General features: G+C 71.4%; 15 protein-coding genes and 3 tRNA genes. 9 read left to right on the forward strand and 9 right to left on the reverse strand.

Annotated features, from left to right (window positions below):
• The first annotated feature begins 45 nt into the window (after window positions 1–45).
• Both AB0K18_RS31145 and AB0K18_RS31150 read left to right on the forward strand, forming a co-directional pair.
• Complete coding sequence (locus tag AB0K18_RS31145; RefSeq protein WP_345386576.1) at window positions 46–717, forward strand: GntR family transcriptional regulator; 672 nt, start codon at window positions 46–48, stop codon at window positions 715–717.
• Window positions 718–728: 11 nt separating this feature from the next.
• Window positions 729–1088, forward strand: coding sequence for a DUF2203 domain-containing protein (locus AB0K18_RS31150; RefSeq protein WP_364921317.1), 360 nt, complete (start codon window positions 729–731; stop codon window positions 1086–1088).
• Window positions 1089–1094: 6 nt separating this feature from the next.
• Here the strand turns inward: AB0K18_RS31150 and AB0K18_RS31155 are convergent, their stop codons facing one another.
• The gene (locus AB0K18_RS31155; RefSeq protein ID WP_364921320.1) at window positions 1095–1862 is read right to left on the reverse strand and encodes a VOC family protein; all 768 of its coding nucleotides are present in this window, start codon (window positions 1860–1862) and stop codon (window positions 1095–1097) included.
• Window positions 1863–2040: 178 nt separating this feature from the next.
• Here AB0K18_RS31155 and AB0K18_RS31160 point away from each other — a divergent pair, with 178 nt between their 5' ends.
• Window positions 2041–2670: an alpha-ketoglutarate-dependent dioxygenase AlkB gene (locus AB0K18_RS31160; RefSeq protein WP_364556122.1), complete on the forward strand. Its 630-nt coding sequence runs from the start codon at window positions 2041–2043 to the stop codon at window positions 2668–2670.
• 3 nt (window positions 2671–2673) lie between these two features.
• On the opposite strand, the gene AB0K18_RS31165 is transcribed toward AB0K18_RS31160, so the two are convergent.
• Together AB0K18_RS31165 and AB0K18_RS31170 are read right to left on the reverse strand one after the other, a co-directional pair.
• Complete coding sequence (locus tag AB0K18_RS31165; RefSeq protein ID WP_364921323.1) at window positions 2674–3528, reverse strand: serine hydrolase; 855 nt, start codon at window positions 3526–3528, stop codon at window positions 2674–2676.
• A gap of 277 nt (window positions 3529–3805) precedes the next feature.
• On the reverse strand, window positions 3806–4984 hold the full coding sequence (locus AB0K18_RS31170; RefSeq protein WP_364921326.1) for a glycosyltransferase family 4 protein: 1179 nt from the start codon (window positions 4982–4984) through the stop codon (window positions 3806–3808).
• 259 nt (window positions 4985–5243) lie between these two features.
• On the opposite strand from AB0K18_RS31170, the gene AB0K18_RS31175 reads away from it, so the two are divergent.
• A complete protein-coding gene (locus tag AB0K18_RS31175) occupies window positions 5244–6254 on the forward strand; it encodes a LacI family DNA-binding transcriptional regulator (RefSeq protein WP_364921329.1) in 1011 nt (336 codons plus the stop codon).
• Between the two features lie 90 nt (window positions 6255–6344).
• Here AB0K18_RS31175 and AB0K18_RS31180 read toward each other — a convergent pair whose 3' ends face one another.
• Window positions 6345–7838, reverse strand: coding sequence for an alpha-N-arabinofuranosidase (locus AB0K18_RS31180; protein WP_364921332.1), 1494 nt, complete (start codon window positions 7836–7838; stop codon window positions 6345–6347).
• A gap of 276 nt (window positions 7839–8114) precedes the next feature.
• On the opposite strand from AB0K18_RS31180, the gene AB0K18_RS31185 reads away from it, so the two are divergent.
• The 3 genes from AB0K18_RS31185 to AB0K18_RS31195 are packed head-to-tail and all read left to right on the forward strand — an operon-like array spanning window position 8115 to window position 11205.
• The gene (locus tag AB0K18_RS31185; protein WP_364921335.1) at window positions 8115–9458 is read left to right on the forward strand and encodes an extracellular solute-binding protein; all 1344 of its coding nucleotides are present in this window, start codon (window positions 8115–8117) and stop codon (window positions 9456–9458) included.
• Window positions 9455–10375, forward strand: a complete 921-nt coding sequence (locus AB0K18_RS31190) for a sugar ABC transporter permease (protein WP_364921338.1) — start codon at window positions 9455–9457, stop codon at window positions 10373–10375. Before AB0K18_RS31185 ends, AB0K18_RS31190 begins: the two co-directional genes overlap by 4 nt.
• Complete coding sequence (locus AB0K18_RS31195) at window positions 10372–11205, forward strand: carbohydrate ABC transporter permease (RefSeq protein WP_364556110.1); 834 nt, start codon at window positions 10372–10374, stop codon at window positions 11203–11205. Before AB0K18_RS31190 ends, AB0K18_RS31195 begins: the two co-directional genes overlap by 4 nt.
• Before the next feature lie 168 nt (window positions 11206–11373).
• Here the strand turns inward: AB0K18_RS31195 and AB0K18_RS31200 are convergent.
• From AB0K18_RS31200 to AB0K18_RS31215, 4 genes are all read right to left on the reverse strand, one after another.
• Window positions 11374–11448: transfer RNA gene (locus AB0K18_RS31200), tRNA-Val, on the reverse strand.
• 1 nt (window position 11449) lies between these two features.
• Window positions 11450–11523 (reverse strand) — tRNA-Cys (locus AB0K18_RS31205).
• An 18-nt stretch (window positions 11524–11541) separates the two neighbouring features.
• Window positions 11542–11613: transfer RNA gene (locus AB0K18_RS31210), tRNA-Gly, on the reverse strand.
• A 42-nt stretch (window positions 11614–11655) separates the two neighbouring features.
• A complete protein-coding gene (locus AB0K18_RS31215; protein WP_364921341.1) occupies window positions 11656–12291 on the reverse strand; it encodes an ACT domain-containing protein in 636 nt (211 codons plus the stop codon).
• 82 nt (window positions 12292–12373) lie between these two features.
• Here AB0K18_RS31215 and dusB point away from each other — a divergent pair, with 82 nt between their 5' ends.
• Window positions 12374–13486 carry a tRNA dihydrouridine synthase DusB gene (gene dusB / locus AB0K18_RS31220; protein ID WP_364921344.1) on the forward strand — a complete coding sequence of 371 codons (1113 nt, stop codon included), beginning with the start codon at window positions 12374–12376 and terminating at the stop codon, window positions 13484–13486.
• A 256-nt stretch (window positions 13487–13742) separates the two neighbouring features.
• Window positions 13743–15269, forward strand: a complete 1527-nt coding sequence (locus tag AB0K18_RS31225) for an alkaline phosphatase D family protein (RefSeq protein WP_364921346.1) — start codon at window positions 13743–13745, stop codon at window positions 15267–15269.
• Window positions 15270–15277: 8 nt separating this feature from the next.
• Here AB0K18_RS31225 and AB0K18_RS31230 read toward each other — a convergent pair whose 3' ends face one another.
• Window positions 15278–15772 (reverse strand): DUF2087 domain-containing protein, encoded by a 495-nt coding sequence (locus tag AB0K18_RS31230; RefSeq protein WP_364921349.1) that lies wholly within the window; start codon window positions 15770–15772, stop codon window positions 15278–15280.
• Between the last annotated feature and the right edge of the window lie 122 nt (window positions 15773–15894).

The raw sequence follows: 15894 nt of genomic DNA on the forward strand, positions 1-15894 counted from the left end.
TCGACAAGAGGTTTGCTCCATGATTATCTGTTAAATGTGGATAACGTGGTCGCTGATCTCTCCCAGGACCGGCCCCGTCTGGGACGCAGCAGCACGGCCGAGCGGGTGGCCGACATCCTGCGTGACCGCATCAGCGAGGGCTTCTTCCAGCCCGGCCAGCGTCTGTCCGAGGAGTCGATCTCCGAGGCGCTCGGCGTCTCACGCAACACGCTGCGCGAGGCGTTCCGGCTGCTCGGCCACGAACGCCTGCTCGACCACCGGCTCAACAGGGGAGTCTTCGTCCGGCTCCCGTCCGCCGAGGACGTCTCCGACCTCTACCGCGTCCGCCGCGTGCTCGAAGGCGCCGCCGTGCGCCGCCCGCCGTCCGACCGCGCGCTGGCCCTGATCAAGGAGTCGCTCCAGGACGCCGAGCGCGCGGTCGCCCAGGACGACTGGCAGGGCGTCGGCACCGCCAACATCCGCTTCCACCAGGCGCTGGTCTCGCTCAACGAGAGCCCCAGGATCGACGAGGCCATGCGCCAGCTCTTCGCCGAGCTGCGGCTCGTCTTCCACGTGATGGAGAACCCGCGCGCCTTCCACGAGCCGTTCGTCGAGCGCAACCACGTGCTGCTCGGCCTCATCGAGTCGGGCCGGCCCGACGAGGCCGCCGCCTACCTCGACGGCTACCTCGACGAGGCGGAACGCCTGCTCGTCCACGCCTACGAGCCCAACCGCTAACGTTGGCGGGCATGGACCGGCTCTTCACCCTCGACGAGGCCCGCGCGCTGCTCCCCGGCGTCATCCACGACGCCGCCGAGGTCATCGCCGCCCGCGCCGACCTGGCCGAGATCGACTTCGCCCGCCGCTCGGGCGGCAGGTCGGAGCGGGGCGGGCTGCCCGAGCTGAAGGGGCTGCAGGCGCGCATCGAGGAGCTCGTCAGCGGCTGGAGCGAGCAGGGCATCGAGGTCAAGGGCATCGCGCCGGTGCTCGTCGACTTCCCCGCCGTGCTCGACGGTGTCTCGGTGCGGCTGTGCTGGATCGAGGGCGAGCGCGAGCTGGGCTGGTATCACCGTACGGAGCTGGGCTTCGCCGGCCGCCGCCCGCTGTGACCCCGGTCAGGCCGAGCTGGTGATCACCGCGAACGCGGCGCCGAACGGGTCGGCGGCGAACGCCATCCGCCCGACCCCTTCCGTCGTCGTCGCGGGCCCCCGCAGCGTGCCGCCGAGCCGCTGCGCCAGCGCCGCCGTCGCGTCGCAGTCAGGCACCTCGAAGTACGGCAGCCAGTGCGCGCGCTCGCCCTCCGGCAGCCGGACGATGCCCGCGACGGACGCCGACTCGTCACCCTCGGCCGGCGTGATCACCGGATAGGTCTCCCCGCCCATCGGCAGGTCCTCGATCCGCCAGCCGAACACGGCCCGGTAGAAGTCCCTGACGCCGTCCGGGCCGGGCGTGAACAGCTCGACCCAGCACAGCGACCCCTGCTCGGTGACCAGCCCGAGCCCCGGGGTGCCGCCGGGCTGCCAGACGGCGAACGACGCGCCCGCCGGGTCGGCGAACACCGCCATCCGCCCCTGCCCCTCGATGTCCCGCGGCGCGGCCAGCAGCCTGCCTCCGGCCTGCTCGACCCGCTTGGCGACGGCGTCGGCCTCGGGCGTGTGGAAGTAGGTCAGCCAGGCCGACTGGCCGCCCGGCGGCAGGTGCGGGCTGATGCCGGCCACGGTGCGCCCGCCGACCTGGCAGAAGCGGTAGTCCGAGTGGGCGGGGCCCAGTGACACGGAGTCCCAGCCGAACAGGCCGGTGTAGAAGGCGGTGGACGCCTCCAGGTCGGGGGTGGTGACGTCGAGCCAGGAGGGGGCGCCAGGCAGGTAGGCGGTGGTGAGCATGGCCTGCTCCTTCGCATGGGGGAGAGCGGTGGGTGGCCTCTGCGCCTCGGCTGTGGTCTCTCGAAGGGGCGATGCCACTCATATCCGGCGGCTTCCAGCGTGACACTTCGGCGCCCTCGCGTACGGCACTTCCGCCCAAGTCGAATGCGTGTTTGAAGAATGGCATACACTCGGCACCATGACAGCCGCGTTCCAAGCATCTTTGCTCGGCTTCGACGAGGAGCTCGGGCTGGGCCCCCTGGCGGGCTCGGTCCGCCGCACCCACCTCGGCCACGGCGCCTGGATCGACCTGCGGCCCGGCTGGCTGAGCGGCGCCGACACGCTGTTCGAGCGGCTGGCCGAGCAGGTGCCCTGGCAGGCCGAGCGGCGCCGCATGTACGACCGAGTGGTCGACGTGCCGCGCCTGCTCGCGTTCTACGGCGAGGGCGACACCCTGCCCGACCCCGTGCTCGACGACGCCAGGCGCGCACTCGACGCCCACTACGGCGATGAGCTGGGCGAGCCGTTCCGCACCGCCGGGCTCTGCTTCTACCGCGACGGCCGCGACAGCGTGGCCTGGCACGGTGACACCATCGGCCGGGGCAGCACCGAGGACACCATGGTCGCGATCCTGTCGGTCGGCGACCCGCGCTCGCTCATGCTCCGCCCGCGCGGTGGCGGCCCCTCCATCCGCCACGACCTCGGCCACGGCGACCTCATCGTGATGGGCGGCAGCTGCCAGCGCACCTGGGAGCACGCCATCCCCAAGACGGGCCGCCCCGCGGGGCCCCGCATCAGCATCCAGTTCCGGCCCCGCGGCGTGCGCTGAGACTCAGGCGCGCTGCTGGGCGGCGCCCCAGGTCAGCAGCTCCTCGGCGGTGCCGAAGCGGCGGCTTGAGCTCGACTCGCCGAGCAGCACGCCCACCAGCGGCCGGCCGTCGCGCTCGCTCGCGAACGCCAGGCAGTAACCCGCCGCCCGGGTGAACCCCGTCTTGAGCCCGATCGCGTCCGACGTGCCGATGAGGCGGTTGGTGTTGCGCCAGACGTACGAACGGTGCTCGCCGGTGCCGTCGAGATAGTGCCGGCGGGTCCCGGCGACCTCCTTGATGAGGGGCACCTTCAGCGCGGCGGCGGCCAGCACGGCCTGGTCCCTGGCGGTGGAGAATCCGTCGCCCGCCGGGGTGGGCAGACCGTCGGCGTTGACGTACTCGGTGTCGTTCATGCCCAGCTCGCGGGCGGTCGCGTTCATCTTGGCGACGAAGCCCTTGACGCCCGGTCCGTACGTGCGGGCCAGCGCGTGGGCGGCGTCCGCGCCCGAGGGCAGCATCAGGCCGTAGAGCAGCTCGCCGACCGTGATGCGGTCGCCGGGGCGCAGGTCCGCGGTGGTGCCGCCGCCGTCCTCCGCGTACGCGGCGTCCGCCGCCTTGATCCGTACGACGTCCGTGGGCTTGGCGGTCTTCAGCACCACGTACGCGGTCATGGTCTTGGTGAGGCTGGCGATCGGCATGCGCTTGCCGCCCGCCTTGTCGAGCAGCACGTCGCCGGAGCTCGCGTCCAACAGGTACGCGGCCCGGCCGTACACGGCGGGAGCGTCCTGGCGGACGGTGGGAGCGGCGGGTGCGGCGATGGTCGTGGTGGCCTGGGCCGGCGCCGTGAGCCCTGTGACCAGGGCAAGTGCGCCTGCCATGGCAGTCAGAAAAGCTTTCCGGTCACGCATGCGGCCCAGAGTGCCGCCCTCTTGGGCCTGCTTTTGCCGAAATAGGGGATGTTTTAGACAGGTGTATCCAGAAACCCCGATTTTTCCGGGGAAATCGGGAGGTAGATCTTTTGCCGGCAAAGCCGGCCGGCGGGCCCCCCAAGGCTCGTGGGAGGGCCGAGGCCCAGGGGGGAGCCAGAACCGGTCGGCCAGCCAGGCGGTCAGTCGGTCGGGGTCAGTGGCCGGTCAGGGGGTCAGCCGGTCGGGGTCAGTGGGCCGGCCAGAAGGTGTCACCGATTCGCTCGCCCGCCGCCAGCTCCGCGAACAGGTCCTCCCACACCGGCATCACGTGCTCGGCCGCGTACGCCCGCGCGGTCCGCCGGGCCGCCTTCCCCATGCTCACCCGCAGCTCCCGATCGGCGATCAGCCGGCGCAGCGCCTCGGCCAGCGCGTCCACGTCCTCCGGCGGCACCAGCAGGCCGTCCACCCCGTCGGTCAGCACGTCGCCCGGCCCGGTGGGGCAGTCGAAGGCCGCGACGGGCAGCCCGTGCGCCATCGCCTCGATCATCGTCATCGGCAGCCCCTCGTACCGGGAGCTGACCGCGTAGACAGAGGCGCCGGCCAGCTCCTTGTCCATCCGCCCGGTACGCCCCGCCAGCGACACGTGCTCGGCCAGCCCGTGCTGCTCGACCAGGCCCGCCAGCTCGCCCTGGCGCGGCCCGGTGCCGAAGATCCGCAGCCGCCACTCCTGATGCTCGGCCACCACCTGCGCGAACGCCTTGATCAGCAGGTCGAACCCCTTCTGCGGTACCAGCCGCCCGGACGCCACCACGACCGGCGCGCTCTGGCGCGACCGCTCACGCTTCGCGGCCGGCACGGCGTTGGGGATCCGCACGACCGGGGTGGTCGGCAGCAGGCGCCGGAAGTCCCGCAGGTTCGCCTTGGTCAGCACGGTGATCGCGTCGAAGGCGGCGTAGTGGCGGGCGATCTCCCTGCGGATCGTCTCAGGGTAGGCCGACAGGTTCATGTGCTCCTGGGCGACCTTGATCACCGGCTTGCGGGCACGGCGGGCGGCGATCAGGCTGAGCGCGGGCCGGCTGGTGACGAGGATGCCGTCGCGCAGCCCCGCGCAGTACTCCATCGCCGCCCACTCCACCCGCTCGGTGAAGTAGCCGGCCGCGAACTCGCCGCGCGGCACCACCTTCCCGCGCACCTGCCGCCAGGCCCGCCGGGCCAGCGAGTCCGGCACCCGGCCGCCGCGCTGGTCCACCAGCGTGGTGACGGTGATCCGCGGATCGACGGCGAAGTGCGGCCGCTCGCGGCGGCGTACGAGGCTGACCAGCTCCACGTCGTGCCCGGCGGCGGCCATCGCGTTCGCCTGGCTGATCACGGTCTTGACCGTGCCGCCCATGCCGTACGCGTGCAGCATGAGGTAGCGGATCCTCACCTGCAGCACCCCCGGCCGGAGACAGGGCCGCAGACAGGGCCGGAGCTCTCGCCGCGGCGTCGCGCACCGCGCCTCAGGGCCGTGACCAGCACATTGTTCGTCCTCCTCGGCGCATCCATGCCGACGCAGGTTACTCTCCGTTCCTGGTAGTTAGCTGAGAACGCCCGGCGGAGCGGGGTAGGACCCCCTCGTGACGCGGGGGCGACGATCGCGCGTTCGGCGTTCCGCCTGTTAGCGTTACCGCTAAGGGGGGTGAGCCGTGGTGAAATCCAAACCCGGCCGGCCTGCGGTGCTCATGGACGTGGCCGTGCTCGCCGGTGTCTCCACCATGACCGTCTCACGGGTGCTCAACACACCCGACCGCGTACGCGCCGAGACCAGGGCCCGCGTCCTGGCCGCCGTACGCGAGCTCGACTACCGCCCCAACCAGGCGGCCCGCCAGCTCGTCACAGGACGCTCAGGCGTGCTCGGCGTGGTCAGCATCGACACCACGCTCTACGGCCCTGCCACCACGCTCTACTGCATCGAGCAGGCCGCCCGCCACGCCGGCTACAACGTCTCCATCGCCAGCCTCAGCTCGCTCAACCGCACCTCCATGGAGGAGGGCGTGCAGCGGCTGCGCTCCCAGGCGGTCGACGGCGTGATCATCGTGGCGCCCCACGAGTCGGCCGCCGACGGGCTGCGCCACCTGCCGCCCGAGATGCCGGTCGTCGCGGTCGACGCCGCCGACGACATCCCCGTCCCGGTGGCGAAGGTCGACCAGGTCGCCGGCGCCGCCCGCGTCACCCGCCACCTGCTCGACCTCGGCCACCGCACGGTGTGGCACGTCGCGGGCCCGGCCGACTGGCTCGACGCCAACGGCCGCATCGACGGCTGGCGCGGCGTGCTGGAGGCGGCCGGGCGGCCGGCGCCCGACGTGCTGCGGGGCGACTGGAGCGCCAGGTCCGGCTATCAGCTCGGCCGCCGGCTGGCCGAGGAGCCCGAGGTCACGGCCGTGTTCGTGGCCAACGACCAGATGGCGCTCGGCGTGCTGCGGGCGCTGCGCGAGGCGGGCAGGCGGGTGCCTGAGGACGTCAGCGTGGCCGGCTTCGACGACATCCCCGAGTCCGCCTACTTCTGGCCGCCGCTGACCACCGTGCGGCAGGACTTCCGTGAGGTCGGCAGGCACGCCTTCCACATGCTGCTCGACCGCATGGCCGGGGCCGAGCCCGAGAGCCGCCGCCTGATCGAGCCCGAGCTGGTGGTCCGCGACAGCACCGCACCCGCCTGAACCTGCCCGAGCCCGCCCGAGCCCGCCTGGGCCGGCTCGGGTCCGCCACGGGTCCGCCACGGCGCTCTTCCCGCTTGAGCAGGCGGGCGCTCAGGGGGCCAGGCGGATCACGTTCCAGGAGACCGGGGGCAGCAGCACGCGCAGCGGATCCTGCTCGACGTCCCGGTTCGGCCTGGGCGTGATCCGGTCCGGCTCGTCGGCGGTGTTGCGGGCGTAGACGTCGGGGTCGGTCAGCGTGGTCGCCTCGACGACCCGCACCGCGCCCAGCGCCCGCGCGTCGATCTCCAGCGACAGCGGCCCGTCCACCGAGCGGTTGACGGCGAACAGCGTCGTGCCGTCCGCGTCGTGCGTGGCCACCGCGTGCACCAGCGGCACCTCTCCGTACGCCGCCGTCTCGTACAGCGGCGACACCGGCTCCACCCGCAGCACGTCGCCGGCCGCGTACCGGGAGGCCTGCGCGAACGGGTGGAACGTGGTCTGCCGCCAGGACCGCCCGCCCGGCTCGGTCATGATGGGCGCGATCACGTTGACGAGCTGGGCCAGCGAGGCGGCGGTCACCCGGTCGCTGTTGCGCAGCAACGTGATCAGCAGCCCGCCGAACGTCACCGCGTCGGCCAGGTGGTAGTGGTCCTCCAGCAGCGGCGGCGCGACCGGCCAGTCGTCGGGGGTGCCGGCGTCCCTGAAGCGCGACTGGTACCACACGTTCCACTCGTCGAAGGAGAGGTCGATCCGCTTGCGCGACTTCAGCCGCGCCCCGACGTGGTCGGCGGTGGCCACCACCGAGGAGATGAAGTACTGCATGTCGGTGTCGCTGGCCAGAAAGCTGCCGAGGTCGCCGTCGTGCTCCTCGTAGTAGGCGTGGCAGGAGATGTAGTCGACCAGCTCGTACGCCTCCTCCAGCACCTCCGCCTCCCACGCGCCGAACGTCGGCATGCTGGAGCTGGAGCTGCCGCACGCCACCAGCTCGAGCCGCGGGTCCACCATGCGCATCGCGCGGGCGGTCTCGGCGGCCAGCCGGCCGTACTCGCGGGCCGTCTTGTGGCCGGTCTGCCAGGGCCCGTCGAGCTCGTTGCCCAGGCACCACATCCTGATGCCGTGCGGCTCCTTGGCGCCGTGGCTCACCCGCAGGTCCGACAGTGCGGTGCCGGACGGGTGGTTGCAGTATTCGAGCAGGTCGAGCGCCTCGGCGATGCCCCGCGTGCCGAGGTTGAGCGCCATCATGGGCTCCACCCCCGCCTTACGGCACCACAGGACGAACTCGTCCACGCCCACCTCGTTGGTCTCCGTGCTGCGCCAGGCCAGGTCGAGCCGGCGGGGCCGCCGGTCCTTGGGGCCGATGCCGTCCTCCCAGCGGTAGCCGGAGACGAAGTTGCCGCCGGGGTAGCGGACGGTGGACACGCCCAGCTCCCTGGTCAGCTCCAGGACGTCGCGGCGAAAGCCGTCGTCGTCGGCCAGCGGGTGCCCGGGCTCGTAGATGCCGGTGTAGACGCACCGCCCGAGGTGCTCCACGAACGTGCCGAACGTGCGGCGGCGCACGGGGGCGACCTTGAAGGCCGGGTCGAGGGTGAGGCTGGCGTGATGCACGGAGGAGACTCCCTGGGTTTCCGCAGCGTTACGTGGTTCCCGATTGTTAGCGCTATCACAGGCCAGGTCAAGAGCTGGTAAGCGGTTACCTGAGGGCCCTTGACAGGCCGCTTGTTACCGCTAACACTCGGGTAACCCCGGCGAAACACCCGGGGTGCGCACGGCGGCCGCCGCGACCCGGACGTGCCGCCTGTCCGCCTCCGACGGGAGGCCCTCTCTGCTGCCCTCACCCGCCCTTTCCAGGACCACAGCTCGGTGTAAGGAAGAGGCCATCCAGTGCACGGTCCCCCTCACATCAACCGCCGGCACCTCCTAGGCGGCGGCCTCGCCCTGATCGCCGCCGCCGCGTCGGGATGCGCGATCCCCGTGGGGTTCGGCTCGTCCCAGACCCGCATCAGGTACTGGCACTTCCTCGGCGCCAGCGACGGCATCACGATGAACGGGATGGTCAACGCGTTCAGCAAGGAGAATCCCGACGTCTTCGTCGAGGAGAACGTGCTTCAGTGGGGCGAGCCCTACTACACGAAGATCGCCATGGCCGGCGCCGGCGGACGTTCGCCCGACCTCGCCACGTTCCACCTCGCCCGGCTGGCCGGCATCGGCGCCGGGCGCATCCTCGACCCCATCGACACGAAACTGCTGGAGGAGGCCGGCCTGAAGGCCGCCGACTTCAGCCCGCCCATCTGGGAACGCGCCCACCTCGACGGCGTCCTGTACGCCATCCCGTTCGACGCCCACCCGATGGTGCAGTACTACAACACCGACATCTGCGAGAAGGCCGGGCTGCTCGGCGCGGACGGCAAGCTGCGGCCCACCACGGGCGTGGACGAGCTGATCGCCATGCTGACCAAGGCCAAGGAGGCCATGGGCGGCAAGCCGCCGCTCACCATGGACGCGCTCGGCCTCGGCACGGTCGGCCCGTGGCGGGTGTGGTATTCGCTCTACGCGCAGAGCGGCGGTGCGCTGCTGACGCCCGACAACACGGCGATCGCCATCGACGACGCCAAGGCGCTGGACGCGCTGCGGCTGATGCAGCGGCTCGGGCAGGAAGGGCTGTGCGACCCGCGTACGGACTACGGCGCCTCCGTCGCCAAGTTCACCAACGGCGAGGCGGCGTTCCTGTGGAACGGCGACTGGGAGACCACCGGGCTGAAGGAGCGCGGGACGCCGTTCAGCATGACCCGCTTCCCCAGCGTCTTCGGTAGCGGCGCGGCGCAGGCCGACTGCCACGCGTTCGTCCTGCCCCACCAGCGCAGCAGGGACCCCGAGATCGAGCGGGCCACCTACCGCTTCATCGCCTACCTGGTGAAGAACAGCGCCGACTGGGCGGTCGCCGGGCACGTGCCCGCGTACCTGCCGGCACTGGAGGAGCCCGACTACCTGGCGCTGGACCCGCAGTCGGAGTACCGCTCGGTCATCACGGAGGTCGCGCTGGACCCGCAGGCGTGGTTCGCCGGCTCGGCCTCGCGCCTGTGGATCGAGTTCGGCGAGGCGTTCTCGCCCGTCATCAGCGGCGAGCGCAGCCCCGAGCAGGGCCTGGCCGCCGCCAAGGCGTCGCTGAACCGGCTGCTGTCGGCCCCGAACCCCTTCCCCGCCGAGGACGCCGAGGAGCGCTCATGACCGCCACCGTCGCGCCCACCGCGCCCGCCGTCGCGGCCGTGAAGTCGAAGGTCCGACGCGGCTGGACGGAGCACGGCCTGCTGTTCGTGGCCCCGTTCCTGCTGATCTACGTGGTCTTCCTGGTCTGGCCGACGCTGCTCGGCTTCCAGATGAGCTTCTCCAGCGTCAACGTCGCGGGCGGCAACGACCACTTCATCGGCTTCGGCAACTACGCCGAGGCGTTCTCCGACCCGCGCATGTGGCGCTCGCTGTGGAACACGCTCGTCTTCACCGTGCTCAGCACGATCCCGCTGGTCCTGCTCGGCCTGGTGCTCGCGCTGCTGGTGCACCACCTGCGGTTCATGCAGTGGCTGTGGCGGCTGTCGTTCTTCGGGCCGTTCCTGCTGCCGTCGGCCGTGGTGTCGATCCTGTGGCTGCAGATGATCTACCCGCCCGAGTACGGCCTGATCAACGGCACGCTCGGCACCGACATCGTGTGGCTGGGCGACCCGTCGCTGGCCATGTGGTCGGTGGTGCTGACCACCGTGTGGTGGACGGTCGGCTTCAACTTCCTGCTCTATCTCGCCGCCCTGCAGTCCATCCCCCAGCACCTGTACGAGGCCGCCGCCATCGACGGCGCCAACGCCTGGGACAAGCTGCGCTCGATCACCCTGCCGATGCTCCGCCGCACCACCGCGCTCATCGTGGTGCTGCAGCTCGTGGCCTCGCTGAAGGTGTTCGACCAGATCTACCTGATGACCGGCGGCGGCCCTGAGGACGCCACCCGCTCGATCATCGAGTACGCCTACGACATCGGCTTCACCGGCTACCGCACCGGTTACGCCTCGGCCGTGTCGTACATCCTGTTCGCCCTCATCGTCATCGTCTCCCTGGCGCAGCTCCGGCTGTTCCGCAAGCGCGAGGAGGTCGCGTCGTGACCAAGCGGTTCAGCTTCAGCCAGTTCGTCCTGCTGGTGGCCGCGCTGGTGCTGGCGGTGCTGTGGCTCGCCCCGATCGCGTGGGCGGTGGCCACGTCGCTCAAGCCGGAGTCGGAGACCACGAAGCTGCCGCTGGAGTGGTTCGGCAGCACGCTCACGCTGGAGTCGTACGAGCTGGTCCTCGGCACCGGCGGGATCGTCAAGTGGGCGGTCAACTCGACGGTCACGGCGGTGGCGGTGACGTTCCTGACCGTGCTGTTCTCGGCGATGGCGGCGTACGGGTTCGCGCGCACGCGGTTCAAGGGGCGGCGGGCGCTGCTGGGGCTCATCCTGGCGGGCATCATGGTGCCGCCGCAGGTGCTGATCGCGCCGCTGTTCGCCGAGATGGTCGCCTTCGGCCTGGTGGACACCTGGTGGGCGATCATCCTGCCGCAGGTGGCGGCGCCGCTGATCGTCTACATCCTGGTGAAGTTCTTCCAGGACGTGCCGGAGGAACTGGAGCAGGCCGCGTTCGTGGACGGGGCGGGGCGGTGGCGGGTGTTCTTCACCATCGTGCTGCCGCTGTCGCGGCCGGTGCTGGCGGCGGTGTCGATCTTCACGTTCATCAGCACCTGGAACAACTTCCTGTGGCCGTTCCTCGTCTCCACCGACCCGAACACGATGACGCTCCCGGTGGGCCTGGCGAACGTCGTGCAGGGCACCTTCGGCCTGCGGTACGCGCAGATCATGGCCTCGGTGGTGCTGGCCGGGCTGCCGCTGCTGATCGTCTTCGTGCTCTTCCAGCGCCAGATCATCCGCGGCGTGGCCCACACCGGCCTCGCTGGCCAGTGACGCCGGGGAGACCCCCATGCGGTGGGCTCGGGCGACCCCTCCCCACCGCCGCAGGATCCCACGCGGCGGGAATCCCCCTCCCGCGGCCGCGGGAGAGATCACGCGGCGGACGCGCCCCTCCCACGAGAAAACCCCCGGCCGCCGAGCGGCCGGGGGTTTTCTGAGAGGTGGTGGACGATACTGGGATTGAACCAGTGACCTCTTCCGTGTCAGGGAAGCGCTCTCCCGCTGAGCTAATCGTCCTTGGAGGTGGCGACGGGATTTGAACCCGTGTGGACGGCTTTGCAGGCCGCTGCCTCGCCTCTCGGCCACGCCACCGAGTCAAACCCCTCTCCGAGCGGAAGACGGGATTCGAACCCGCGACCCTCACCTTGGCAAGGTGATGCTCTACCACTGAGCCACTTCCGCGCTGTTGCGTGGTTAACAATAGCGCGTTTCCGGACCGGATGCTTACTTGCGGAGCTGGCGGGCCACACTTCGCTCGGTCGCGGGGAGGCTCAGGAAGATCTCGAGGATCCTCGTGAGGCGGTGTACCTCGATGCGGTGGAAGGCGGGACCCTCGCTGCGGCCGAGGATGAGGGAGAGCGCCAGCGGCGGCAGCGGCGCGTGGATCAGGTGCAGGCCGCCCTCGACGGTCAGCGCCGTCGGCCGGGCGGGCGTCTCGGCGGGGACGGTGAAGTCCTCGGGCGCGCGCCAGCTCGCGTACACGATGCGGCCCTCGGCGGCGGTGGCCGCCCAGTCGGCGCTGAACAGCACGGGCAGCGAGTCGATGAGCGTGGTCAGCGCCCGGTCGCCGGCCGTGGTGATGTATTTGAGTATCTCCAGCTCCGGGTACGTGCCCGGCGCCTCGCGGGTGGGCCAGACGCCGTCGACCGCCACGCCTTCGAGGCTTTCGAGGCTCTTGACCAGCTCCTGCCTGGAGGTGGCGTCGGGGCAGTAGACCGTGATGTCGTCGACCGCCCGGCCGTCGCCTCGTTCGAGCACGGTCACCTGGGTGATGTCGGCCCCCGACGCACCCAGGGCCCTGGTCACCTGCGCCAGCGAGCCCGGCCTGTCGGGCAGCGTGAGGCGTACGCGAAGAAGCATCCATCCCCCTCAACCGAAGATGCCGATCACAGACTATCGGCGGAATACCGGTTACGGCCTGACCTGCGCTACAACTGACGGGGTGAAGATTGGGCCGATCGGGGTGTGGCCCCCGGTGGTGCTGGCGCCGATGGCGGGCATCACGAACGCGCCGTTCCGCGTGCTCTGCCGCGAGCAGGGCGCGGGGCTGTTCGTGTGCGAGATGATCACCACGCGGGCGCTGGTCGAGCGCAATCCGAAGACGTTGCGGATGATCAGGTTCGCCGCGTCGGAGCGGCCCAGGAGCATCCAGCTCTACGGCGTCGATCCGGCCGTCGTCGGGCGGGCGGTCCGGATGATCGCCGAGGAGGACCTCGCCGACCACGTCGATCTCAACTTCGGCTGCCCGGTGCCCAAGGTGACGCGGCGGGGCGGCGGGTCGGCGCTGCCGTACAAGCGGAATCTGCTGCGGCGCATCCTGCGCGAGGCGGTCGCGAACGCCGGGTCGCTGCCCGTGACGATGAAGATGCGCAAGGGCATCGACGACGACCACCTCACCTACCTCGACGCCGGCCGGATCGCCGCCGAGGAGGGGGTGGCGGCCATCGCGCTGCACGCCCGCACGGCCCGGCAGCACTACGGCGGCGTCGCCGACTGGGAGGCCATCGCCCGGCTGAAGGAGGCGGTGCCGGAGATCCCCGTGCTGGGCAACGGCGACATCTGGTGCGCCGACGACGCGCTCAAAATGGTGGCCCGCACCGGCTGCGACGGCGTCGTGGTGGGGCGCGGCTGCCTGGGGCGGCCCTGGTTGTTCCGCGACCTCGACAACGCCTTCAACGGCAGCCCCGAGCGGGCCACCCCGACGCTGGGCGAGGTCGCCGACGTCATGGAGCGGCACGCCGAGGGCCTGACGGAGTGCTTCGACATCGAGCGCTACGCCGTGGCCGACTTCCGCAAGCACGTCGGCTGGTATCTCAAGGGGTTCACGGTCGGCAGCGAGCTGCGGCGCGAGCTGGCCACGGCCGAGTCGCTCGACGGGCTGCGCGCCGGGCTGGCCAAGCTGGAGCGCGACCAGCCGTGGCCGCTCAACACCGACACGCCGCGCGGCAAGTCGGGGGAACGGTCGAAGGTGCTGCTGCCCGACGGCTGGCTGGACGACCCGTGGGACTGCCCGATCCCCGGTGCCGACGCCGAGTCCGACATCTCCGGCGGCTGACGCCCCCCGTGGGGCCGGCGCTCAGTGAGGGCCGGTGGCCTGCGCGCGTCGAGCAGGTGGAGCAGGGCCGTCGCGTCCACCTGGTGGGGATGCACCGGTGAAGGGCCGCTCGTCCTTGCCCCGCCGGTCACGTCCGCGCTTCGGGGCAAAGCTTCATCAGCTCTTCAGCGAGCCGTACCTCGGAGAACTCTTTCCGCACCAGGGGCCCGGCCAGGCTGTCGCCGCAGGCAACGCCACCGTCGAGTAAGGACCCCCATTGATCACCCGGCGTGCTCTTCTCGCCGGGGGCGTCGGCCTGGGCATGTCCGCCGCGCTGGGGATCACCCCCGCGCGTGCCGCAGCCCGGCGCGCCCCTCTCTCCGACCTCTTCCAGCTCGGCGTCGCCTCCGGCGAGCCCACCCCTGACGGGGTCGTGCTGTGGACCCGCCTGGCCGTGAACCCGGTCGCGCTCGACGGCCGCGGCGGCATGCCGGACCGGCCGGTGCCGGTCCAGTGGCAGCTCGCCGCGGACGAGAACTTCCGCACCGTCGTCAGGCGCGGCACCGCGACCGCCCGCCCCGAGTCCGCCCACAGCGTGCACGTCGAGCTCGAAGGGCTCGAACCCGGCGCCGAGTACTTCTACCGGTTCAAGGCGGGCGCCGAGCTGAGCCCCGCCGGCCGCACCCTCACCGCGCCCGCGCCCGGCACCCGGTCGAGGGCGCTGAACCTGTCGTTCACGTCCTGCGCCGACTACCAGACGGGCTGGTTCACCGCCTACCGCAGGATGGCCGAGGACCAGCCCGACCTGATCGCCTTCCTCGGCGACTACATCTACGAGTACGGCGCCTACGACCACCCCGTACGCGACCAGGCCGGCGGCGAGTGCCTCGACCTGGCCGGCTACCGGCTGCGGCACGCCCAGCACAAGGCCGACCCCGATCTGCGGCTCGCCCACGCCGTCGCCCCCTGGGCGGTGGTGTGGGACGACCACGACGTCGAGAACGCCTGGGCCGGGGACCGGCCTTCCCTCGCCCGCCGGGCCGCCGCCTTCCAGGCGTACTACGAGAACATGCCGCTGCGCCGCGCCCAGAAGCCGCACGGGGCGGCGCTGCGGCTCCACCGCAGCATCCGCTGGGGCCGGGTCGCCAACCTGCACCTGCTCGACACCCGCCAGTACCGCGACCCGTACGCCTGCACCGGCGGGAGCGGCACCGTCGGCCCCGGCTGCGTGCAGCGATTCGAGCCCAGCCGCACCATCCTCGGCCAGGAGCAGGAGACCTGGATCGACGAGCGGCTCAGGAACTCCCGCGCCACCTGGGACCTGCTCGGCCAGCAGGTCTTCCTGATGGAGATGGACTGGACGAACGGCGAGGGCAGGGGCTACTCCAACGAGGGCTGGGACGGCTACGTCGCCTCCCGCGACCGGCTGACCGCCGCCATCGACGCCTACCAGCGCAACGCGGTCGTGCTCACCGGCGACGTGCACTCGCACTGGGCCGGCGAGGTCAAGCGCGACCACCAGGACCCCGAGTCGAAGCCGGTGGCCGTCGAGCTGGTCACCACCTCGGTGACGAGCGCGGGCGACGGCATGGACGTCTACCCCGACACGGCGGATCTGCTCCGGGAGAACCCGCACGTGACGTTCTGCAACGGCCGGCGTGGCTACGTACGGACCCGGATCACCGAGCGCGAGATGCGGGTCGACTTCCGCTCGCTGCCGTGCGTCACCGAGCCGGGCGCCCCGGCCCGCACCTCCGGCTCCTTCGTCATCGAGCCGGGCAGCCCCACGCTCAACCCCGCGTGACCGGTGCCTCAGATCTCCACGGGGCCGCCGCTGCGCCAGTACACGTTGCCCTCGCGCGACAGCAGCCCCTCGTCCACCAGGTAGCGGCGCAGCGCCGCGTGGTCGTCGTGGAAGGCCCGCAGCGCGACGTCGACGTCCTTCTCGGGGTAGCGCACGCCGGGCTCGAAGACCCGCGCGATGTAGCGCAGCAGGACGAGCCGCTTGTCGCGGCGCATCGTCAGGGTCGTCAGCCGCCCGTCCACCAGGAACGTGCGCAGCACCCGCTCCTCCTGGCTCAGCTGCGCGGCCGGCTCGGCGCGGGAGCGCAGCAGCTCGCGGAAGCGCTCAGGGGTGGCGTGCCACTTGCCGCTCTCGTCGCACGCGGCCAGCCCGCCGGCCGCCAGCTTGCGCAGCGCCTCGGGGGAGTGGCCGCCAGGATGCCCCAGCACGAGTGAGGCGAACGTACGCAACGTGTCGTCCTGGTAGAGCAGCCCGAGGACACGCCTGATCTCTTCGTCGTTCACTTCCCCTATTTTGGCGCAGATCAGGACACCGCTGCCAGGCGTTATCCCTCTGCTCCGCACTACTGCCGCCCGCCGGATGCGGGGAATGTCTCGATCTTGAGACACGGTCATGACACATCCCC

The organism is Nonomuraea sp. NPDC049421, assembly GCF_040677005.1.
Classification (GTDB): Bacteria; Actinomycetota; Actinomycetes; order Streptosporangiales; family Streptosporangiaceae; genus Nonomuraea; species Nonomuraea salmonea.